Genomic DNA, 21,716 nt, shown 5'->3' with positions numbered 1-21,716 from the left:
CGGATCTCACGAACGAAAACCCGCTCCACAAGAGCGGGTTTTTGCATTTTCCGGCACGCAAAAATAATTTCCCCCCTGAAAAACCCCACCCAGAAACAAAAAGCGGCAAACGTGACGTAAATGCGCGCGCGACGACGGAAACACACGGAAGCTGTCAGGATTCTCACGCTCTACACTCGAATAGAGCCTGTTCAGTCGGAAGTTTTTTCAACACTCCGCGGGGCACCGAACTTGCCTCTGCCCAGGCTGGCCCCGTGTGTTTTTTGTGAGGAGAGAACATGACTCAAGGACCCCAAATTCAAATGCTTGCTCCGATCACGAAAGTGATCGTGCGCGCATTCCTCATCATCGCGATGGTGGCGTCCGCGGCGAAAGCCGTGACCCTGGATGCGGAAACGCACGATATCCTGATCGCGAAGCTCGCCGAGGTGCGCGCGAACCTCAGCGCGAAGGATTCGAGCTTCGGCCCCACCACGCTCCGTATGGCCGATCTCTTGGCCGACCGCGCACGTCTGCGCGATATGGAGTCCATGGAGAAGAAGGGCGAGCTTTCGAAAGAGGCCCGCCAGGACCGCGTCCAGGCCATCGCCCTGATCGAACAGGTCATGGGAAGCCTCGCCAAGGATCAAAAGGTCCGCGCGAACCTGCAACGTGCTCAACTGTATCAACTCATTGATCAATCCAAAGTGGCCGAAAAACTTCTGGTCGAAATCCGTAAATCGCAGAAAGGCTCGGAAGAGTACTGGACCGCGACGGATCTGCTGGCGGACCTGAACTTCGCCATCGGCGAATATAAAACCGCCGAAAAGATGTACAACGAGATCCAGAATTCGAAGAAGAAAAACGCCTTCGCCCAGTACCGCTTGGCGTGGTGCTCGCTGCACCAAGGCCGCGAGCAGGACGCCGTCCGCAAGATGGAAGCGCTCTTGAAGAATCCCCAACTCGATCAGGGTTTGCGGATCGAAGCGGCCCGCGACATGGCGATCTTCTACGCGCGCGTTCCCTTCAAATCGAACGCGATCCAGAAGGTCCTGAACGCTTCGGGCACGGACCAAGAAATCCAGAAATCGAACTTGAAGCTCTTCGCCGAAGAGCTGAAGCGCACCGGCCAGAAGAAAGAATCGGCGCTCGTTTTCCTGACCGTACTGCAAATGAAGTCGGTCAATGAAGACGAGACCATCGCGACCCAGGCCGAGCTGTTCGAAAACCTCGTCCACATCCAACGGAACAAAGAGGCGCTCCCCGTCCTCGAGAAAATCGCGGGCGCGAAGTGCGATTCGAAGTGCGAAACTTTGATCCCCGACGTGCAGATGCGCGTCCACAAGACCCTGCGGAACTGGGCGGCGCTCGAAAAGACGAAGCCCTCGGCGGAACTCATGCGCGCGTTCGCGATCTTCGGATCGATGAAACCGCTGGAGCAAAACGCGCTTCTCTTCGGGATCAAAACCGCTCAGGACGCCGGCCAGCACAAAGCGTCGCTGGAACTCTTGGCCATTCTGATCGGCAATACCCGTGACGAAAAGGTTCTGGAGCAGGCGCTGCTCGCGAACATTCAATCGGCCGAGAAGTCGAAGGCTCAGGATCAAATCCTGTCGGCTTACGACCTCTATTTGTCCAAGGGAAAAGATCAGAAGCTGAAGAACGAAATCCAACTTCAGCGCGTCCAAACGCTGGTCGCCTTGGGCAAGAACAAAGAAGCCGAAGAGGCGGCGACGTCGATCTACCGTTCGACGAAGAGCCAAGAGATGGGCGAAATGCTGCTCGGGATCTTCCAACGCACCAAACAGACGGAAAAAGAACGTCTGTTGTCGCTGGATCTGTCGAAAGGCAAGACCGAGAACTCGTTCTACCGCAATTATAAGCGCCTGACGCTCGATCTGACCAAGAAACGCCTCGAGGCGAATCTGGTCGACGTCGGCGACTACGACATGATGGTCGAGATCGCCGCACGCACGACCGATCGCAAAGAGAAGTACAAAATTCTGTCGGATGCGTACCTCGTCGCCCTGAAGATCGAAAACTTCGATCGTTTGAAGCGCACGGCCGAGCTGCTGGTCGAGACTTCGCGTTCGCTGGGCGAGCGTGAGCGCGGCCTCGCGGTGGAAAAACGCATGTTCGTGGCGGATTTGGAGCTGGATTTCAAAACGTCGGCAGCGCTCGAGAAGAAAAACCAGGCCGGCAAAGCCTACAACTCGGAAACCGCTTTCCGTCTGGTGTTGAAGTCGCGCCTGGCGGGCCGTCCCGAGCTCGCGCTGGAAAAGAAGGTCCTGGCGGACAACCGCGCGGATCTGCAGAAACGCACTTGGATCCTGCAGCAGCAGATTCAGGTCGCGAAGCGTCCGTTCACGCTGTTACGCGAAAACTCGTCGCTTCTGTCTTCACGTAAAGAGCTGAACGCCCGTTTCGCGTTGATGGCGATGGGCGAAGGGCGCGAGTCCGATGCGCGCGCTTATCTGAAATCGAATCCCTCGTTGAAACGCACCGTCTTCGGCATTCTGCTGGAGCGTCGTGACGCCCTCGTGGAAATGACACGCGCTTACCGCGCGGCGGTTAAGACGCCCGTGGCATTCGGTTCGATGAATTCGTTCAACCGCACCTTGGACAGCCGTCTGGGCGCCATGAACAAGTTCGAACGCAAGTACGCACGCCAGCGGGACTCGGTCCTGAACCTGATCGCGCAAGGTTATATGAGCGGCATCCACTTGACCCTCGCCAACGATCTGGACAAAGCCGCCGGCCGCGTCCCCGTTCCGGCGAATATGAAGAAGGACTTCCAGGCCCAGCTGACCGGCAAAGCGCAGGAGCTGCGCGCTTCGGTCGCGAAGTCGGAAGAGCAGATGGAAAACAACTGGTCGCGTTCGGGTTTCGAAAACGAGATCAATGCGGCCTTCAACAAAGCGCATCCGATGCAGCGTCAGGCTCTTTTGAAAGAGATCGCGCTCTGGAAGACGCAAAGCTACGGCGTGATCCAGAAATCCTGGTCGCGTTTGGAGCGCACGCACGCCCGCGGCGACGAACAGTCCTCGCTGACGTCTTTGTACGCGAAAGTTCAGAAAAATCCTTTCCGCACGGAGCTCTCGAAAGAGCTGGCCCGGGCGGAGGAAGACCGCGGCAACCATGTGCTGTCGGCCTTCATCAGCGCGCGCGAGCGCCAATTGGGAGGAATCTAAGATGCGGGGATCTACGATTTCAAGCTTCGGCCTGGGTTTGACCCTGACCGTGGCCCTCATGCTGGCGGTCAGCGCAAACGCTGCTCCCAAGAAGAAGGTCGCGGCCAAGGCGGCGACCAACTCCGAGTATTCGACAAAAATGTCCTTTGAAGGCGCGGCCATCAAAGGAAAGGTGCAATCGGGAAGTCTGCGCAAGATCGTCGTCGAGAACGATAAGTCCATCGACGACCTCTTGGGCGTGCGTAAGCACTTTGACGACCGCGAAGGCACCGAGAAGGGACGGGTAACCACATGGTAAATGTCGTACTGAAAGACTCGGGCTCGCGGATTGTCCGCTCGTACCGCCTGGGTGACGAAAATCAACACGAACTCGTGATGATGAAAGACACCGGCCGTTTAGAGCTGGTGAAGTCGTCGACCGTCCTGAAGCAAGAAGGTCTGGAGTTCGATCTGATCGACAAAGTCTCGATCAAGTCGCTGCACGCGAATCCCGTGAAGGTCGGTCACTTGACCCTCGCGATTTCGAACACCAACGACCGCAGCGTCGTGACCCCCGATTTGTCGGAGGAAAACGACGACGAACGTCTGTTGTACTTCACCAAGGCTTCGGGCCTCGGTCACTTCTCGGCCCTGTTCATGATCTTCGTGATCGGTTTCGCGGTCCAGAAATGGTTCACGCCCGTTCCCGAAGAAAAGCCGGTCGAAGTCGTGATCCTGCCCCCGCAAGAGCTGCCCAAAACTCAGCCCAAGCAACAGGAACGTCCGACCGTGAAGATGGCCGAAGAAATCAAGCCGGTGCGGAAAGCCGTCGTCCGTAAGGTCGTCCAGCCCAAGCCCGTCGTGAAACGCCTGGTGGTGAAGAACAACCGCCCCGCCGTCACGCAAGGTTTGAAGAAGGCTCCCCGTGCCGAGATCGGCACGCTGAAGACCCTGGCGAAAATCGGCGGCATCGGCGCGGACACCCGCGGTCGTAACGCCGGTACCGGTTTCGGTTCGGGCTCGGGCGCGTTCGGTAACAAGAACGGCAATGGCGGCGGACTGGGTTCGGGCGTCAATGGCGGAATCAAAAACGCGCTCTCGGGCAAGGGCCTGGTCGGAGGTCTTTCGGGTGAAGGCTCGCGCGCTTACGGCGCTCAGGGCTACGGCTCGGATAACTACGGCGGCGGTCGCCTCGGACACGGTGGCGGTTCGGTGGGCTCGAAGGTCGGTAACCTGATGGTGCCCGACTTCAACGAAGGCGAAGTGAATGGCGGTTTGACCCGTGAACAGGTCGAAGCCGTGGTTCGCCGCAACTCGGGCCAACTGGCGTTCTGTTACGAAAAAGCACTGCAAGCGCAGAAAGACCTGCGCGGTCGCCTGACCCTGGAATGGGTGGTCGCCGCATCGGGTGGCGTCAGCCGCGTCTCGGTCGCAAGCTCGTCTTTGCGTTCGAAGTCGGTCGAGAACTGCGTCGTCGCTTCGGTGAAAAAGTGGAAGTTCCCCCGTCCCGTGGGCGGCGTGAACGTCGATGTTTCTTATCCGTTTGATTTCGGTCGTTTGAATCTGATGGCGAAAGGTGGCTGATATGAAGAACACACTGATCTACTCGCAAATTGCGATTGCCTCCATGCTGGCCCTTTCGGCGTGCGGACCGATGTCCCAGGATCCCTTGAAAGAGTATCCTTTGACGGCGAACTCGCGCCCCGTGACCAATCCCGACGATCTGCGCCGGGTTGATCCGCCGACCAAAGAAGTCATCGTGGTCAAAGAAGTCCCCGTGGACCGTCCGGTTTACTACGCGAAAGAGCCCGACCAGAACTACGCGGCCGCGCAGCTCTTGCAGATCAACAATCTGGGTCCCGTCAGCTTCACCGCGGGGATCGAGTCGAGCGTGAACTTCGAAGTCCGTATGCTGCAAGGTCAGATCGACTTCAACGCCTCGCTGGCGGATCTGGACGGCGCGAAGTTCGAACAGGTTTCGGCCGAGGCGAACAAAAAGGTCTATAAGCTGACCTACACTCCCGCGGTCGATAGCCTCGTCGGCACCAGCCGCGAGAAGACCGGCAACCTGAAACTTCAGCTGCAGATCAAGTCGATTAAAGACGCGAACGCGGACAAGCAGAAACGCCTGGAGCAGGCTTTCGGCGCGGTTTCCATGGCGAAACCCTTCGAATACACCATCCGTCGCGATCTGCGCGTTCCCAAAATCGAAGTGCAGAACTTCCCCGCGACGATCAACGAGGGCGAAAAGAAGTCGTTCTCGCTGAAGGTTTCGGCGCCCGGCACCTACAACGGCTTTCAGCCGGAAGTGTGGGTGGGTTACGACTATAAAGGTCTGACCGGCGGTCTGTACGAGAACAACGGTTCGCCCTTCGTCCGTCCCTCGTCGGCGAAAGCCCGCGTGGAGAAGGTCGGTAACGGCGAGTGGCTGTTCCACTACGACGTCGATTCGAGCCTGTTCGCCGTGCCCGCGCAGCTCAACAACCAGCTCCAGCCCGTCGCGGGCGCGGACTCGGTTCTGTTGCGCGTGAGCTTCAAAGTGGTCAGCCCCGCCGGCTCCACTTCGGACGAAAAGATCGTTCAGTATAAAATCGTGTACAAAAAAGTGACAGCGGCACCCACCGCGGAAACGAAGTAAGATCTGTTCGGTTGGCTGAGGACCCCCTCCGAAGCCAACCATGTTAACCCCGCGCCAGACCCCGAGGAGTAGCAGATGAAAAAAGAGACGACCAAAACCGCGAAGAAAACAGTCCGGGCGAAGAAAGCCACTTCGGCGGTGAAGAAGACAAGAACCTTGCGCAAGAAAAAAGCGACTCGCGCCCAAGCGCTGAAGTCCGATCTGCAAGCTTCGTTGAAGAGCGCGCAAGCGAAGATTCAATCTTCCTTCTCGAACACCCTGCCCGCCGCGAAAGAGAAAATCCAATCGCTGCGTGAGCTCGTCGGTGAAATCGAGATCTCGAAATCGAAACTTGAGTCGATGATGGACCTGCAGGCCCTGAAGAAGCAGATCACGTCGGCGAAGAAAAGCCTGAAGTCCGCCCAAAAGAAAATGACGTCGCGCAAAGCCCTGTCGATCATCGGTTTGTCGATGCTCCTCATCGGCGGACTGCTGGCGGGCCGTAGCGCGATGGCGCAAGGCAACTCCAATTCGCTGAACACTTTGGGCGATCAATCGCAGATCATGCAGAAGGCCCGTCCTTCCATTCCCGCGAACACTTACCGCGTCGTGCAAAAGCGCGTGATCGAGCGCGACTTCCGCTCGGAGCTCGGGATTTCGGTGGGCACGGTCGCTTCGGGTGGTGATTCGTACTACGAGACCTCGAACTTGGGTCTGCAGTACGACTTCCACTTGAATACCCGCTTCTCGGTAGGTCTGCGCTACCAGATGAACTTCAACAAACTCACGCCCGAAGGCAAGCGCGTCTATGACCGCGCCGAGCAGATGGCGGCGGCGAACAACAATAACTACGTCGTTCCCGATCTCGATCAGCCCCTTTCGACGGCGCTGGCGACCGTTTCGTTCTACCCGGTTTACGGGAAAGTCAGCTGGTTCGAGTCGACCGTTTCGTACTTTGACTTCTACGTCATGGCGGGCGGCGGACAGACGCAGTTGAAAAACGGAACGTCGCCGCTTTTGACCGGCGGTCTGGGCATGGGGATGTGGTGGAACCAACACCTGACCAGCCGTTTCGAAGCCCGTTACCAAACTTACGAAGATCAAATCTTCACCGGTAAACGCCGGATCGAAGGTGCGGTCGCGACCTTTACCATGGGACTCCTGTTATGATTTTGCGTGATTCCGTCACCTTCATCATCCTGGCGCCCATGCTGGCCCTCGGACTCGCTTCGGAAGTTCACGCTTCCAAGCTTTCCGAGGCCGCGAAGGGTGCCCTGGACTCGAAGGTCAACGTGACCCGTCTGGGTCAAGGCCTGAAGGGCGAGCAAGCGATCCTGTCGCGCGCGCGTCTGGCTTTCAAAAAAGGTCAGTTCAAAACCGCGGCGGCCGAGTACGCGAAGATTCCGACGACTTCGGATCGTTGGCCCATCGCGCGCGAAGAACTCGCGTGGACCTCGCTGCGCCTGAAGGAATACCAGATGGCGGCGGCGCAGGTGCGTTCGTTGACCAATGACTATCTGAAGACGCAGATCGACCTTGAGCCTTTCCTGCTCCAGTCGATCGTTCAGCTTTACAGCTGCGACTACAACGCGGTCTTCGCCACTTTGGGTGACACCAAAGCGAAGATGGGCGACTACGTCGGCGGCATCGAAGCTCTGACCAAGGGCGCCTTGAACGAAAAACAAGTCGGCGCGGTCGAGCACATGATGTCGAAAAAAACGTTCGAAGGCCTGAAGCCCGAGAACTTCCACGTGCTGCCCCGTCGTTTCTATCTGGATAAGTCGGCGAACGTCGCGATCAAGACCGCGAACCGCGCCCTCTTGATGCAGCGTCTGCAAGCTTTGGCGAAGCTGGAAAACCAGCGCAACCACAAGATCCTGCAGCATCTGCACCTGGTGGAAGTCGAGGCGATCCAGCGCGCCTTCATCCCGAATCAGTTCGGATCGAAGCAGCTGACCGAGATCAAGAAAGACAAAGACACCATGATCTTCAACGGCGACCAGGAACTGTGGGCGGATGAAGTCGATAAGACTCAGGCCGACCTCTTTACCTGCGATTCGAAAACCGGGAGGACTCTGTGATGAACCACTTTTTGAAACCGGCGCTCGTCGTCGGCTCGATGATGTTGGGACTCGCCGCTTGCGTGCAGCCCGTGAACTCGGATTTGACCGGGACTCCGGAAGTCTACATTCCCCCGGTGAAGCCTTCGTTCGATCCCGTAAAACAAAACGAAGCGCCGCCGAAACCGGGCGCGAAAGAGAAGTTCACGCAGAAGGAAGATCTGGCCGGTCAGAAGGCCGTCCCGATGGACATTCTGTTCGTCGTCGATACCTCGCAGTCGATGTGTTCGGACCAGGCTTCCCTGGCGAAGAACATCAATCGTTTCGTCGAAGGCTTCCTGAAAAACGACAAGATCGATTTCCACATCGGCGTGACCGTAACGTGGGACTCGAAGCTCTACGGAACGGCGAACCGCAAATATAAAAACGGCGAACTCCGTCCCGTCTACGGTCAGGGTTCGAACGTCCGTTTCGTGACGCCGAAAACCAAGGATCTCGCGAATACGCTTTCGAAAACCCTGTACGTCGGTTTTGAAGCTTACGATCCGAAAAACCCGGCGACCACCGGTCCCGAAACGGAAGAGCTCTTCTCGCCCGTGATGGCGGCGTTGTCGGACGAAATGCTGTCGGGAGTGAACGCGGGTTTCCGCCGTCCCGAAGCCCATCTCGCGATCGTGATGGTCACCGATACGGAAGACGCGACGCCCGATATGATCGATCCGTCGAAAACGATGAAGGCGGCCGTTCTGGCGGCGGACCTGAAATCGAAAGTCCGTGGCGAAGCGACCGTGACGGTGCTCGCGGCGCTGGCGCGCTTGGACGAAATGGTTCAGTTCCAAAAGGGTCAAAACCCGGGACTGACCTCGTTCAACAAAGCGTTCCCGAACGGATCGCTTTCGCGTTGCGCGGACTATTCGGTGGATCCGGCGATCGTGCCGGCCCTGAAGGGTCCCGAACAGATCGCGGAACTCGTTCGTTTGATGAAGGGTTCGGCGTTTGACCTCCGCACGAAAGATTTCGGCGGTCAGATGGCGGGACTGGGACGCACTTTGATCAACAAGGCGATGAACTTCAAAATCGTCCTGAAGAAAGTGCCGGACGTTTCCGAGCCGATCACCGTGAAAATGAACGGCAAGGTCTTGCCGAAGGGCGACCTGAAAGGTTGGACTTACCTGCCCGATACGAACCAGATCATCCTCAATGAGGGATTGAATCTGGGCGAACTCGAGCAGTTCCAGGTCGAAATCGATTTCACCGTCTTGAATTAAGTTTGAAAGCAGATGCTATGGGTCTCGAGCCGCCGCGAGAGTGGCGGCTCATCGGGTAGCGACGCGGAGGGGTCCGCTTCGCACTTGGGGTTATTCGGTCGAGCGGGAGGGGTCCCGCTTGACCTTCGTTCGGGTCTTGTCCGTCCTTTCCTCGGGGCGGCAAGACGAAGCCCGCGGTTCGCCGTGGGCTTTTTGCGTTTTGGGGCCCTCGACTACTCGCCCGCCATGCGCCGGGTTTCGGAGTTGCCGACGCCGTAGACGATGTAACACTTCGAAGGATTCGCCGAGCAGTAGGCGTCCATGACCTTCGCGTATTCGGCGTGGGCTTCGGCACTCAGGCTCGAGCACTCGACCGAGTTCGTGCAGAATTCGCCGTTGAATCCCGTGGGCAGGTTTTTCTTCGCCGCGATGTCGTTCCACGCCCCGACGGCGTCGAAGCCCTCGACGACCCGATCACCGCCCGAGGCCACCAACCGGAAGTAATCTTCGATCACGTCGGGCGACACCCCGTTCGCCAAGGAGGACGCCCAGTAGGCCGCGCCCGAAGGTTCGGGGTAACGATTCAGATATTGCAGATACCACTGACACACTTGGGGATATGAGCTGCACACGACATTGGGATCGGTCCCTTCCGGAATGACCGGTCCTCCCGTGCCCGCAGTGACCCCCGTGCCGCCCGCGACGCCGCCGCCCGCCCCACCCGCGCCTCCGGCTCCGCCGGCGCCGGAACTCGAGCCCGAGCCCGAACCCGACGTGATGGAGCTCAAACTCGTCCCGGCGGGATACGCATGCCCCGCGGGACCGCGTGCGCCCGCCGGACCGCGCGCGCCGGTCAGTCCCGTTTCGCCCAGCAGTCCGCGAAAACCGGTGCGGCCCTTAAAGGCCGCCGACGAAACGCAGCCCATGGAATTCGCCGCCGTGATGAAGCCCTCCCCATTGGTCACGGACTTGCCGAAACCGACGAAGGTTTGATTCATCGCCGCGCAGGCCACGACCGGCGAGACCTCGTGGGACATCCCGCGACGGTTGAAGTTCACGATATTGAAACGCGCGACGTTGCCGATCAACGGGTCCGTCGACTTGGGCGCGTAACGGAAAACGACCGTCACGACTTCATTCGGATAACGACAAGGACTACCGTCGCACTCCAGACGCCAGCGCACTTCCATACGTAAGGGACAGCGGTCGTTGCCGTTTTCATCGAACTCGTCACAGGCGGTGCCACTGGTGGTGAACCCGGCGAAGCGGCGCTTGTCGATGATCCGCCGACCGTCGGGTCCGTAAAGATCGATCAGCATCCCGTCACCATGGGTGATCTGCGCCGGACACGAGATGGAGCTGCTTTGCGCGCAGGCCATGTCGGAATTGCCCGCGATGGTCAGGTTCCAAGAGTGCTGCTCGGTCAGCGCGCCGAGCGCCATCGTGCGCAGACCGTCGATGTTGAAGGCGGCCATGTTCACTTGCAGATGATGTTGATTCACCGCGATCATCCGCGCGCTGAAAATCAGCGTCACGCTGAGCGCCGCCGAGGCGACCAGAATCTCGGTCATCGAAAAACCGCGCTGCTCGCGAAACGGATTTCTCATGGGCACACCGCCGATGCGCCCGCCGGACCTTGCGGTCCTTGAGGTCCCGTCGCGCCCGTGAATCCACGATCGCCTTTCGTGCCGCGCTCACCGCGCGGACCGTAGAAGGCTTCGTAGGCGATGCAACCTTGTCCGTCCGCGGTCAGACCGTTCACTTGGCGGCCCGGCCCCACGAAGATGCGCGACTTCATCGCGCAGTCGAGCGCCGGTGACGCCTGCGCCGCGAAGAGCAGTCGATTCTGCTCGACCAATCCGTAATTCAAAGGATTGAAGGCGGTCTCGAGTTCGCGGGACTTCGGCGCGTAGCGTGCGCGGATCGTCACGAACTCCGGCGCGGAAAAATCGGTGGCGCTGCACGTGACGCTGTTGCAGACCGCACGCCACTCCACATCGAATTTCAACGGACAGTCGTCGTTGCCGCTATCCTTGAAACCGGTGCAAGGCTCGCCCGTCGCCGTGTAACCCGCATCCGGATCATTGGAGTGCACAAGCTCGCCACGCGCGTCGTACAGGTTCAGCGAGACCGCGGCCGGTACGATCGTTTTTTCCGCGACGCCGCCCGAGACGCTCGCGGGGCCGCGATTGTCGCCCGGACTTTTGCGGTAGGGCTGACCCCAGCAATAAGGCGAATCGTCTTTCGCCCCACGGCAGGTCATGAACGCGGACTTGCCGCGCGTTTTCGCCCACGCCGCGTGATTGCTCATCACGCCCATCAGATTCTGACGGATCGCGAGGGCCGAGGTTTTAACGTAAATGTCCCGGTGTTGACGTCCTTGATCGGACAAGAGGTTCATCAAAGCCAAATTCGTGACGGCCGAGACGACCAAAACCATCAGAACCTGAACGAGGCTGGACCCCCGCTCATTGGCGAAAGCGCGAAACGACATAACAGCATCCCCCTCGAGTATTGTCTCTTAGGGGAACGGAAAACGCCTTGAAGAAACCGCGAAGAATCATCCGGTGAGACGTCCCGAAATAAGCCACCTCTCGCGAAGACCCACGGGGTTCAGAAACGGGCGGCCGATGACGGCCAGCGGACCTCGGCGTCGAGCGCCCGTTCACCCGCGAGGCGCCGACACGACTCTAAACGATGCAGCCCCAGTCCGACGCGGCCCTCGGTTTCTCCCGCTGAGCGGAAGCTGCAGGTGTCCGCGCCGCCCGCCCCCAACACGCAGCTTTCGTTCATCGCGGTCACCGTGACATGGGCGAGCGACAGATCGACGAGCAGATCGCTCACGCAACGCGCGGGATAACCCGAGTCCAAAAGTTTCGAGGCCAGCGACCAACGCGTCCCCTCGAGATCCATCTGCACGAGCTCTTGCGCGAGCGATTGCACGCGCGACCGGGCGGCCAGATCGCCCGCGATGAGCGACAGTCCCAGAAAGATGACGATGACGGCGAAGATGTTCCGGCGTTGTTTCATGGAGCCTCCTAGGCCTAGGACTCCATTCTGTTCGATTTGGCTTGGGGGCGGCCCTGACAAAAAAGACCCCGGTGTCTCAGTCCGGGTCAGTCTTGCGAACCGGGGACGAAGACGTGGTCAAGTGCCGTCGTGATGGGCGAACGCTGAACGCTTTACACGATTCATCTTTGGATTTCGTCAGTTCCCACGGTGCGAGATGACGTCGACAAAGCCGCGCGGGAAGCCCATCTCATCTTAAAGGGGGTCTTTCATGTTGCGTTCAATCGCGATCTTTTGTGCGGCGTCGCTGATGAGCTTCGCGTACGGCAAAACCACGGACTGCAATCAAGGTCAGTTCGGCTCGGAAACCTACAGCATCGTGAACGAAAAAATGAACGAGTACGGAGAGTTCAAATCCACGCTCAAGTTTTCGGAATCCGGCGAGTTCCGCGGTGACGGCCGTTACATCGTCAGCGAAGACGGCCAGTTCGCGTACCTCGAAACCAAATTCCGTAACCGCAAAGCGAAGCTTTCGGCGGTCGTTTCGGTGGACTACCAAACCGACGGCGGTTTCATGACTTTGTGTATGGGCCAATCGCTGAAGAAAAAAGGCGCATACGAATGCATCTCGTGCCTGATCCGCGAAGAAGAAGGGGCGCAATAATGAAAACGCTGATTCTTGCCACTGTCATTCTCGGCTCTCTCTCGGCCCAGGCACTGGAAATCGCGTGCTGGGACATCTACTCGAAAAAAGGCAGCCGTCCCTATATCGCGGCGACCGTCGTCGAAAACAACGGTCTGGCGGACGTGCGCTTGAACAAACGCACGGACGACGGCTTCGATTCGAACCTGGCGATCCCGAACGAACCCGTTCTGCAGGCGAACGCCATCACCTCGAATCGCAGTCCTTACAAAGGGAACAACGAGTACTATTTCGAAAACGCGCGTTTGATCTTGCCGGCGGACCTTTCACCCGAGGCTTTGAAGGCGAAAATCGCGGTGGGGATCGGCATGGGCGCGAAAGAAAACGGCGTCCTGATCGGCAATATGGCCGATGGCGACGGCGCGGGTTCGCACTACTCGGTTCGCCTGCGCTGCTTCTCGAAGTAAGGAATTAAGGCGTCGGCTTCGGCGCGCGGTTCGCGGTCAGTGAATTCAGGAAATCCGCGATGCGTTTTTCGTGTTCGCCCTCGGTCCAGGGGCGAACGCCGTCTTCGAACTTTTCGAAAAGTTTTTGATCGATCTCGAGCAGAAAACGCGAGGGCGAGACCGGCCGGGGCGCGCCGTAACGACGGCGGGCTTGGCAATAGCTCAGAATCAGCTTTTCTTGCGCGCGCGTGATCCCGACGTAGAAGAGGCGGCGCTCCTCGTCGACGTCTTGGCCGAGCGTACGGTGCGGGAGCAGATCTTCTTCGACCCCGATCAAATAGACGACCGGGAATTCCAGACCCTTCGAAGCATGGAATGTCATCAACGACACTTCATCCGCGTCCGAATCCGAACCGTCGTCCCGCAACTCCATCTGGTCGATGAATTCGGATAATCCCCCGCGCGAGATGCCGTCCTTCAATAGACGGCGCTCCATGATGCGCGCGAAGATGCCGATCAGATTCCATTTCTTTTCGCCGGAAGAGGCTTCGGTCGAGCTGTCGTAGACGGCTTTGCGGTAACCGATCTGATCCAGAAACTGCAACAGCGATTCGGCGGGCGTCTCGGTCAAGATCGCGTCCGGCATCTCGTGCAACATCTGCACGAAGCCGTCGATCGCCGCGCCCGTGTTTTCGTTCACGCCCGCCTCTTGCCAGAACTGCAAGGCGCGCATGAAAGGGACTTTCTTTTCTTTCGCGTACTCGTCCAAGCGGTCGAAGCTGGTCTCGCCGATTCCGCGCGAAGGGGTGTTCAGAATACGCCGGACCGAAAGATCCGTGCCGAACAGCGCCGCCCGCAGGTACGCGAGCACGTCTTTGATCTCTTTCCGGTCGAAGATGGAGGTTCCACCCGAAACCGAATAGGGGACCTGCTCTTGGCGCAGGATCGCTTCGACCGCAGCGGCCTGGGAGTTCGAGCGGTAAAGTACCGCCAGATCCCGCGGCTTGCGACCTTCGCTGATCAGCTTGCGCAATTCGCGCGCGACCGTTTCGGCTTCGATCTCTTCGGATTCGTAACGGAAGAGCTCGGGAATTTGCGAGCCTTTACCGCGGGCCTCGGAGCGCAGAACCTTTCCGTGACGGTTGGAGTTCTTCGCGATGACCGCGTTCGCCAGATTCAGGATCTGTCCCGAAGAGCGATAGTTCCGCTCGAGCCGGATGACCTCGGCGGGCGCGTAGCGCTTGGGGAAGTTCAGGATGTTCGAGACCTCGGCACCGCGAAACCCGTAGATCGATTGATCGTCGTCCCCGACGACGCACAAATTGCGGTGTTCGCCGAGGACGGCGTCGATCAACTTCATCTGCGTCGCGTTCGTGTCTTGGAACTCGTCGACCATCAGATAACCGATCTTCGCGCGGACCTTCTCTTGGATGTCGGGATGCTTTTTCAGAAGCTCGAGCGGCTCCAGCAAAAGCCCCTCGAAGTCGACCGCGCCCAGATGGTTCAGACGTTTGAGGTACTTCGGGAGCAGCGCCTCGGCGACGACTTGATATTCACTTTCGACCACGGACTTGAATTTGCCGAACAGACGCAAATCGTTCACCAGCGTCAGCAGCTTATCCATGTCGAACTTGTCGCGACCGGCGACGGTCAGCGTTTTCATCAGGTCTTTGAGAACGGCCTGCGAATCGGTCTGGTCGATGATTCCGAAACGCTCGGGCAGTCCCGCTTTGACGTGATACTGGCGTAGAATCTGGAGCCCGAAACTGTGGAAGGTCCCGGCCCAGATGCCTTTCGCGACCTTACCCAGTTTCACGCCCACACGATGTTTGAGTTCGCGCGCGGCTTTGTTCGTGAACGTCAGGACGGTCAGATCCTTCGCGGGCACGCCCGAAGCGATCAGATAACCCGCACGGTTCACGAGCACGGTGGTCTTACCCGAACCCGCGCCCGCTAAAATAAGAAGGGGCCCATCCCGGTGCTCAACGGCTTTCACCTGCTCGGGATTAAGGCCCGTCCGAAAATCAGACATCGAAGATCTATTAACCGCGGTTGTGAACGAGGTTACGGACTTCGTCTTGGAAGACGACTTCGATCTTGTCGCTCAAAGACGAACGCACGACGCCCATTCCGAATTTCGGGTGGTCGATCTTCGCGTTGTTTTCGAACTTAAGCTTCATGTTGTACTTTTGGGCTTCGCCATTGCCACCCATGAGCTTCTCGAATTCGTTCTTGTGCTCTTCGGCTTTCGAAGCGCGCGCCACGCGGGGTTTACCGGTGCCGGGTTTCTTGGCCGCGGCCTTTTTCGCCGAGGGCAGCTTGTAGGTCTTTTTCGAACCGCAGACCTCGCACTCCACTTTCGCGGAGGTCGCCGTCGTGTGCGCCAAAACCTTGTGGTAACGCTCGGCCTCGCACTTCTTGCACTCCAGATAGATCGACTTCGCAACGGCAGGAAGTTCAGCCAGTGTAGATTCAGCCATGGTTACCTTTCATTCTATAGACCGAAAGAGGCTCGGTCAGTTTCTGTTCCGCGATTTGGGCCGCGTTCAAGTAGAACGGGCCTTCACCATTTTGTATTTTCTGTTGCAGCGCGATCTGCGAATCTTTCGCGGTCGGATCGAGCACAATACCCGAAGGTTCGTATTTTTCCAAGAACGCAAGATCCGGTTCGCGGGTGAAAAACTTCTCCCAGCACTCGATATTGACTTCCGAGCGGTAGGTGATCGTTTCGGCATGCGTATGGACGGGCGTGTACGAGGTCAGGATTTGCAAATGGCCGAAGTGGGAGTGCAGCTTCAGCGCGGGGCTCCCCCACTGGGTCATCCCGCAGCAGGTTTCGACGTTCGCGTACCACAAACCGAAGGCCTTCGACAAAAAGCCCAAACCGTAGAAGCGATCCTGCTCCGGCAGGATGGAGTTCACCGCGCACAGGTTGTGCGCGACCCACTCGCCCTTTTTCATCGTCGGGATGATGATGAAAAGCGAAAGCGGCGTCCAATCGAATTTCGGATCGTGACGAAGGACCTTTTTGACGGCGTCGGGCAGTTTCGACGACTTCATCGCGAAGCCCGCCACGAAGCCGGGCATCACCGCGCAATCGTAAAACACCCAGCGCGGGATCTGCAGATTCGACGGACCGAAAGCCTTATGTTCCAGATCGTAAATCTGCTCGGCGAATTCAAGTTGCCCCAGATCGAGCGGATCTTTGTAGATCGGCTCGTTCGGAAACCAGTCCAGACGATGGCGGGTTCCGGGATTTTGAATGCGGTTCTCGGGACGCACGAAGACGTAGGGACGAATGTCCCCCGACTCCATCTGCTTCAGCCATTCCGCTTTCTCTAAAACCGGATCCATCAAATCACTTCCCGTCCGCAAGGGGCCCGATCATCTCATCGGGACGGACGTATTGGTCGAATTGCTCGGCGGTCAGGTAGCCGAACTTCACCGCTTCTTCTTTCAAGGTCGTGCCGTTTTTGTGCGCGGTCTTCGCGATCTGCGCCGCTTTGTCGTAGCCGATGTACGGGTTCAGCGCGGTCACGAGCATCAACGACTTTTCGAGGTGGTCTTTGATGTTTTTCGTGTTCGCGGTGATGCCGACCACGCAGTTGTCGCAGAAGGACTCGCAGGCGTCGGCCAAAAGACGAACGCTGTTCAAAACGTTGAAGACGATCACGGGCTTGAAGACGTTCAGCTCGAAGTGTCCGTTGGAACCGCCCACCGCGACCGCGACGTCGTTCCCCATGACCTGGGCGCAGACCATGGTCATCGCTTCGGACTGCGTGGGGTTCACTTTACCGGGCATGATCGACGAGCCGGGCTCGTTTTCGGGAAGGTTCAATTCACCGATGCCCGAGCGCGGACCGCTCCCCAGCAGACGGATGTCGTTCGCGATCTTCATCAAAGAAACCGCGAGCGTTTTGAGCGCACCGCTGACTTCGACCAACGCATCGTGGGTCGCCAAGGCTTCGAATTTATTCTCGGCCGAGGTGAAGGGCAGGCCGGTCTCTTTCGCGATGGCCGCCGCGACTTCCACGGCGAACTTCGGATGGGTATTCAGTCCCGTGCCCACCGCCGTGCCGCCGATGGCGAGCTCATGCAGATGCGGAAGCGTGTTCTGGATGCGCTTCAGACCGTGCGACAGTTGCGTCGCGTAGCCCGAGAACTCTTGGCCGAGCGTCAGCGGAGTCGCGTCCATCAAGTGCGTGCGGCCGATCTTGACCACGCCGTCGAACTCTTGTTGTTTCGCGGCGATCGCTTTTTGCAGCTTCGTCACCATGGGGATCAAACGCGAATGGATTTGGTCCGCGACCGCGATGTGCATCGCCGTGGGGAAGGTGTCGTTCGACGACTGGCCCTTATTCACGTCGTCGTTGGGGTGGACTTCTTTCGAAGGGAGCTTTACGCCCATCATGTCCATCGCGCGGTTCGCGATGACCTCGTTGGCGTTCATATTCGTCTGCGTGCCCGAACCGGTCTGCCAGACGACGAGGGGAAAGTGCGCGTCGAGTTTGCCGCTGATGACCTCGTCCGCCGCCTTCACGATCAGATCGGTTTTCTTGGGATCAAGCAGTCCCAGCTTCGAGTTCGTCAAAGCCGCGCACTTCTTCAACGTGCCGAGCGCCTTGATCATCTCGCGCGGGAAACGATCGCCGCCGATTTTGAAATTACCGAGCGAGCGCTGCGTCTGCGCGCCCCAGAATTTGTCGGCGGGAACTTGAACGTCCCCCATCGTGTCTTTTTCGGTCCGAAATTCCATTTATGTACTCCTGCTGACGAGGCCAATGCCCGCTTGATCGGTGGGATAAATCACCAGCTCTTGAATGTTCACATGCTTCGGCCGTTCGATCGCCCAGTAGATGGCGTCGGCGATGTCCTCGGCCGAAAGCGGCGTCATGCCCTGGTAAACCGCTTTCGCTTTCACCGCGTTCCCCATGCGCACTTCCGAGAACTCGGTCTCGACCATGCCGGGCGAGATGTTCGTCACGCGCACGCCCGTGCCCGCCAGATCCATGCGCAGACCTTCGGTCAACGCGCGCACGGCGAACTTCGTCGCGCAGTAAACGCCGCCGCCCGGATACACCTGACGGCCCGCCACCGAGCCCAGGTTCACGATGTGGCCTTCGCGCTTCGCGATCATCGACGGCAGAAAGTGCCGGGTCAGATGCAGAAGCCCCGAGATGTTCGTGTCGATCATCCGGTCCCAGTCCGCGGGATCGGCGTCTTGCATTTTATCCGTGCCCGCCGCGAGGCCCGCGTTGTTCACGAGGACCGTCGTTTCGCCCAACCACTCGGGATGCGCGTCGAAGAGCGCGCGGATCGCTTGAGCGTCTTGAACGTCCAGCGCGGCGACGCGGACTTCGGTTTGTTCCGCGAGTTCGTTCGCGATCTGTTGCAAACGCTCTTCGCGACGACCGGTCAAAATCAGCGCGTAACCCGCCATCGCGAGTTTGCGGGCGGTCGCGGCACCAATGCCTGCCGTCGCCCCCGAGATAAAGACCGTGCCTTTTTCCATAAGGGTCTATTCTAGACCCCCAGGCGCTCAGAGGCAAAGACGCCCTGAATCCCGGGCTTCCGCATTAGGACCGTGATTGACCTTGCCGAGGGCGTTTTGCTACATCCTCGGGCTTTGGGAGGATGTGTCGATGGCCTATTGGCTGATGAAATCGGAACCGGAGGTCTACTCGATCGAGAACCTCAAAAAAGACAAGAAAAGCCTCTGGGAGGGTGTGCGTAATTATCAGGCACGCAACTTCATGACCCAGGCCATGAAACCCGGTGATCTTGTGCTGTTTTATCACTCGAACGCCGAGCCCCCCGGCGTCGCGGGCCTCGCCAAAGTCGCCGGCCCCGCCGTTCCCGACCCCACTCAGTTCGACAAAAAGTCGGAGTACTTCGACGCGAAATCCACCCGCGAAAATCCCCGCTGGAACTGCGTCCCCGTGGAATTCGTCGAGAAGTTCCCGGACGTTTTGCCGCTCGAAACTCTGCGCGGGACGAAGTCCCTGGCGAAGATGGCGCTTCTGCAACGCGGACAGCGTTTGTCGGTGCAGCCCGTGACCGCCGCGGAATTCGAGACCGTCCTGAAGATGGCCCGCGGATGAGCCAAGTTGACCTCGCCAATGCCAAGGAGCGAGTTTACCTCGCTCCCATGGAAGGCGTCGTCGACGCCACGGTCCGCGATTTGTGGACACGGGTGGGCGGGTACGACCAGGTTTTTACGGAGTTCATCCGGGTCACGAACCAGAAAATTCCCGATCATGTTTTCTTTCGCGAGTGCCCGGAGCTCGAGGTCGCGTTCACGCGCGGGCACACGACCCGCACCCCCAACGGGACGAAACTCATCGTCCAGCTTCTGGGTGGCGACGCGAACTGGGTGGCGGAAAATGCCGTGCGCGCGGTGGAGCTGGGCTCTCCGGGGATTGATCTGAATTTCGGCTGCCCCGCCCCCACCGTGAACCGTCACGATGGCGGCGCCGCGCTTTTACAAAAGCCGGAACGTCTGTTCGAGATGGTCTCGAAAGTTCGCGCCGCGCTCCCCGCCGATCTTCCCGTCACCGCGAAGATGCGGCTGGGTTTCATGGACCCGTCGCTCTGCCTCGAGAACGCGCGCGCCGTCAGCGAGGGCGGCGCCGAAGCGCTGACCGTTCACTGCCGCACGAAAAAACAAATGTACCAACCGCCCGTGGACTGGACTTGGCTTCCGCGCATCCGCGAGGTCGTGAATCTGAACCTGATCGTGAACGGCGACATCTGGACCGCCGATGACGCCCGCGCCTGCCGCGCGATCAGCGGCTGCGCGGACATGATGATCGGCCGCTCCGCTTTGACCGACCCCTGGCTCGCTTTGAAAATCAAAGGCCTGGATGCGGGCGTCGCCGACGAATGGCCCCGCCGAAGGGCGCTCCTGTTGGCGCTTCTGATGGCCTCGGAGCAAACGCCGCTCGTGAAAAACCCGCAGGCCTTCGCGGTGGCGCGGGTGAAACAGATGCTCCGCTCGATGGCGAAGGACTGCGCGGGAGCCGCCGCCGCCTTCGATCAGGTGAAAATCGTGAAAACCCCCACCGAAGTGCGGGAGCTTTTTTCGATTCCCGGTTCCGCGCGCTCGCGCGAGCTCCCGGCGGAGCTCGGCGCCCCTATTTGAACAGCACCTGGATGTCGAGGTAACGACCCCAGCCCGCCTGACGTGGAATCTGGATCGTCTGTTTGTCGGCCTGAAGCGTGTACTGCGCCGGGGTCAGCACGACGCCGTTCACTTTCACTTCGTGAATCTCATTGGCGACCACCGCGAGTTTCAACACCGGCACCTGCAAGACGCCGATGTCTTTCACCATCTCGGCGATGGCCGTGCCCCAATCATTCTTCGCGATATGCATCGCCGAGCCGCCCGACGCCGCGACGAAGGGCAGATAAGAGTAGCCATTCACGGCTTCGCCGCTGACGATTTCCTCCTCGGCGGTCAGGGGCAAATTGCCGATGACGTTCACACCATTCAAGACGGAATTCGTCGCGCGCGGGAGCGGCACGATGGCGTTGAACTTCAGGCCCTTCAATGTGGGCTCGTGCTGGTAGACCATCTGGCGTAGGGCCGCGTAGCTGATCATCGAGGCTTCCGCACCGGTTTTCCCGTAGTACGCGCCGCCGGCGTCGTGCGTATCCGAAACGAAAATCACGGTCAGGGCCACGTCCTTGCGGAAAAGTTTCGCGTCTTGCATCCCCGCCTTCTGCAAAAGCTGTTTGAAAGAGGTGACGCCGGCCTCGATCCCCGTCGCCAACTGCGCGATCTGCGCGGCGCCGACCAAACAGGGAACGCCGCCTTCGTCTTTCATCTCGGGGGTGAACCACGAACTCGCGCAACCCTTCACCGGAAACTGTCCCGCCGAGGAAGGGTAAGACGTACGGAAGCTGTCGACCCCCGCGCGCGAAACCAAACGTAAAAATCCAGGTTGCGCCGAAACGCCCGCGCTGTTTTTGTAGGCCGTGGTGAATTGCGGCGTCGAACCGTTCAAGAGCGCCGGCGCCATATTCGTCACGGCCATGCGCGTGTTCGCGGGATAGGCGTGGCCGGCGAGTTTCGCGAAGCCCTCGCGCACCTCGGTGGCGATCGCGTTCATCGAGACGGACTCGTCGATGACGAACAGCACGTCCGTCGGGTAACGAAGCTCCGTATCCGCCCGGATCGTGAACGTCTTTTCGCCCGTGGCGTTGTTCACGGTCAGCGTCCCGTTGTTGAAAGGATTTTCGAGGGTCTCGGGTTGCGTGTCGAAGTTCGCCTGCGAGCAGTTTTGAAAACTGACGGCGACCAGACCAAGAACCAGGACGAATACGATGTTGCGGGCCATGGAGTCTCCTCGCATCGCCACCTACCCGGGATCAGCATAAACCGCTCTGGCACTTCAAAGCCCGATGGATGTCGCCTTCGTTTCAGCCTGAAACGCCGATTTCTCAGACGTGAAAGTCGACCGCCCAGCAGGTGGTCAATCCGCCTAGACGTTCGACGGGGTTTACGATCGTGAAATGATTTTCTAGACCTGAACGTCGCCCCCTT

The 21,716-nt window shown here is 59.1% G+C and carries 20 protein-coding genes; 11 read left to right on the top strand and 9 right to left on the bottom strand.

Annotated features, from left to right (window positions below; genetic code table 11):
• Positions 1-278 precede the first annotated feature (278 nt).
• The 7 genes from KF767_17055 to KF767_17025 all read left to right on the top strand — a co-directional run bounded on the left by KF767_17055 (position 279) and on the right by KF767_17025 (position 9,094).
• Complete coding sequence (locus KF767_17055; GenBank protein ID MBX3019600.1) at positions 279-3,170, top strand: hypothetical protein; 2,892 nt, start codon at positions 279-281, stop codon at positions 3,168-3,170.
• A gap of 1 nt (position 3,171) precedes the next feature.
• Positions 3,172-3,468, top strand: coding sequence for a hypothetical protein (locus tag KF767_17050; protein ID MBX3019599.1), 297 nt, complete (start codon positions 3,172-3,174; stop codon positions 3,466-3,468).
• Entirely contained in the window at positions 3,462-4,733 is a 1,272-nt protein-coding gene (locus KF767_17045) for a TonB family protein (GenBank protein ID MBX3019598.1), read from the top strand. Before KF767_17050 ends, KF767_17045 begins: the two co-directional genes overlap by 7 nt.
• A 1-nt stretch (position 4,734) precedes the next feature.
• Positions 4,735-5,787 carry a hypothetical protein gene (locus KF767_17040; GenBank protein ID MBX3019597.1) on the top strand — a complete coding sequence of 351 codons (1,053 nt, stop codon included), beginning with the start codon at positions 4,735-4,737 and terminating at the stop codon, positions 5,785-5,787.
• Between the two features lie 75 nt (positions 5,788-5,862).
• Entirely contained in the window at positions 5,863-6,936 is a 1,074-nt protein-coding gene (locus KF767_17035; GenBank protein ID MBX3019596.1) for an outer membrane beta-barrel domain-containing protein, read from the top strand.
• Positions 6,933-7,847, top strand: coding sequence for a hypothetical protein (locus tag KF767_17030; GenBank protein ID MBX3019595.1), 915 nt, complete (start codon positions 6,933-6,935; stop codon positions 7,845-7,847). The genes KF767_17035 and KF767_17030 overlap by 4 nt, the downstream gene beginning before the upstream one ends.
• Entirely contained in the window at positions 7,847-9,094 is a 1,248-nt protein-coding gene (locus tag KF767_17025; GenBank protein MBX3019594.1) for a hypothetical protein, read from the top strand. The genes KF767_17030 and KF767_17025 overlap by 1 nt, the downstream gene beginning before the upstream one ends.
• Positions 9,095-9,306: 212 nt before the next feature.
• On the opposite strand, the gene KF767_17020 is transcribed toward KF767_17025, so the two are convergent.
• The 3 genes from KF767_17020 to KF767_17010 form a co-directional block, all read right to left on the bottom strand.
• Positions 9,307-10,680, bottom strand: a complete 1,374-nt coding sequence (locus KF767_17020; protein MBX3019593.1) for a collagen-like protein — start codon at positions 10,678-10,680, stop codon at positions 9,307-9,309.
• Complete coding sequence (locus KF767_17015) at positions 10,677-11,567, bottom strand: collagen-like protein (protein MBX3019592.1); 891 nt, start codon at positions 11,565-11,567, stop codon at positions 10,677-10,679. Before KF767_17015 ends, KF767_17020 begins: the two co-directional genes overlap by 4 nt.
• Positions 11,568-11,686: 119 nt before the next feature.
• Positions 11,687-12,103 carry a hypothetical protein gene (locus KF767_17010; GenBank protein ID MBX3019591.1) on the bottom strand — a complete coding sequence of 139 codons (417 nt, stop codon included), beginning with the start codon at positions 12,101-12,103 and terminating at the stop codon, positions 11,687-11,689.
• A gap of 250 nt (positions 12,104-12,353) precedes the next feature.
• Here KF767_17010 and KF767_17005 point away from each other — a divergent pair, with 250 nt between their 5' ends.
• Together KF767_17005 and KF767_17000 are read left to right on the top strand one after the other, a co-directional pair.
• Positions 12,354-12,746, top strand: a complete 393-nt coding sequence (locus tag KF767_17005) for a hypothetical protein (GenBank protein ID MBX3019590.1) — start codon at positions 12,354-12,356, stop codon at positions 12,744-12,746.
• The gene (locus tag KF767_17000) at positions 12,746-13,192 is read left to right on the top strand and encodes a hypothetical protein (protein MBX3019589.1); all 447 of its coding nucleotides are present in this window, start codon (positions 12,746-12,748) and stop codon (positions 13,190-13,192) included. Before KF767_17005 ends, KF767_17000 begins: the two co-directional genes overlap by 1 nt.
• 4 nt (positions 13,193-13,196) lie before the next feature.
• Here the strand turns inward: KF767_17000 and KF767_16995 are convergent, their stop codons facing one another.
• The 5 genes from KF767_16995 to KF767_16975 are packed head-to-tail and all read right to left on the bottom strand — an operon-like array spanning position 13,197 to position 18,683.
• On the bottom strand, positions 13,197-15,203 hold the full coding sequence (locus KF767_16995; protein MBX3019588.1) for a UvrD-helicase domain-containing protein: 2,007 nt from the start codon (positions 15,201-15,203) through the stop codon (positions 13,197-13,199).
• 10 nt (positions 15,204-15,213) lie between these two features.
• Entirely contained in the window at positions 15,214-15,651 is a 438-nt protein-coding gene (locus KF767_16990; GenBank protein MBX3019587.1) for a hypothetical protein, read from the bottom strand.
• A complete protein-coding gene (locus KF767_16985; protein MBX3019586.1) occupies positions 15,644-16,525 on the bottom strand; it encodes a hypothetical protein in 882 nt (293 codons plus the stop codon). The genes KF767_16990 and KF767_16985 overlap by 8 nt, the downstream gene beginning before the upstream one ends.
• A gap of 4 nt (positions 16,526-16,529) precedes the next feature.
• Positions 16,530-17,927 carry a class II fumarate hydratase gene (gene fumC, locus KF767_16980; GenBank protein MBX3019585.1) on the bottom strand — a complete coding sequence of 466 codons (1,398 nt, stop codon included), beginning with the start codon at positions 17,925-17,927 and terminating at the stop codon, positions 16,530-16,532.
• Complete coding sequence (locus KF767_16975) at positions 17,928-18,683, bottom strand: SDR family NAD(P)-dependent oxidoreductase (GenBank protein ID MBX3019584.1); 756 nt, start codon at positions 18,681-18,683, stop codon at positions 17,928-17,930.
• A 130-nt stretch (positions 18,684-18,813) separates the two neighbouring features.
• Here KF767_16975 and KF767_16970 point away from each other — a divergent pair, with 130 nt between their 5' ends.
• Both KF767_16970 and KF767_16965 read left to right on the top strand, forming a co-directional pair.
• On the top strand, positions 18,814-19,272 hold the full coding sequence (locus tag KF767_16970; protein ID MBX3019583.1) for an EVE domain-containing protein: 459 nt from the start codon (positions 18,814-18,816) through the stop codon (positions 19,270-19,272).
• Positions 19,269-20,312 carry a tRNA-dihydrouridine synthase family protein gene (locus KF767_16965; GenBank protein MBX3019582.1) on the top strand — a complete coding sequence of 348 codons (1,044 nt, stop codon included), beginning with the start codon at positions 19,269-19,271 and terminating at the stop codon, positions 20,310-20,312. Before KF767_16970 ends, KF767_16965 begins: the two co-directional genes overlap by 4 nt.
• Here the strand turns inward: KF767_16965 and KF767_16960 are convergent.
• Positions 20,305-21,510, bottom strand: coding sequence for a hypothetical protein (locus KF767_16960; protein ID MBX3019581.1), 1,206 nt, complete (start codon positions 21,508-21,510; stop codon positions 20,305-20,307). The genes KF767_16965 and KF767_16960 overlap by 8 nt on opposite strands.
• Positions 21,511-21,716 lie beyond the last annotated feature (206 nt).

The organism is Pseudobdellovibrionaceae bacterium (assembly GCA_019637875.1).
Classification (GTDB): domain Bacteria; phylum Bdellovibrionota; class Bdellovibrionia; order Bdellovibrionales; family Bdellovibrionaceae; genus JAHBUW01.
This window is presented reverse-complemented; position numbering and strand designations above follow the sequence as displayed.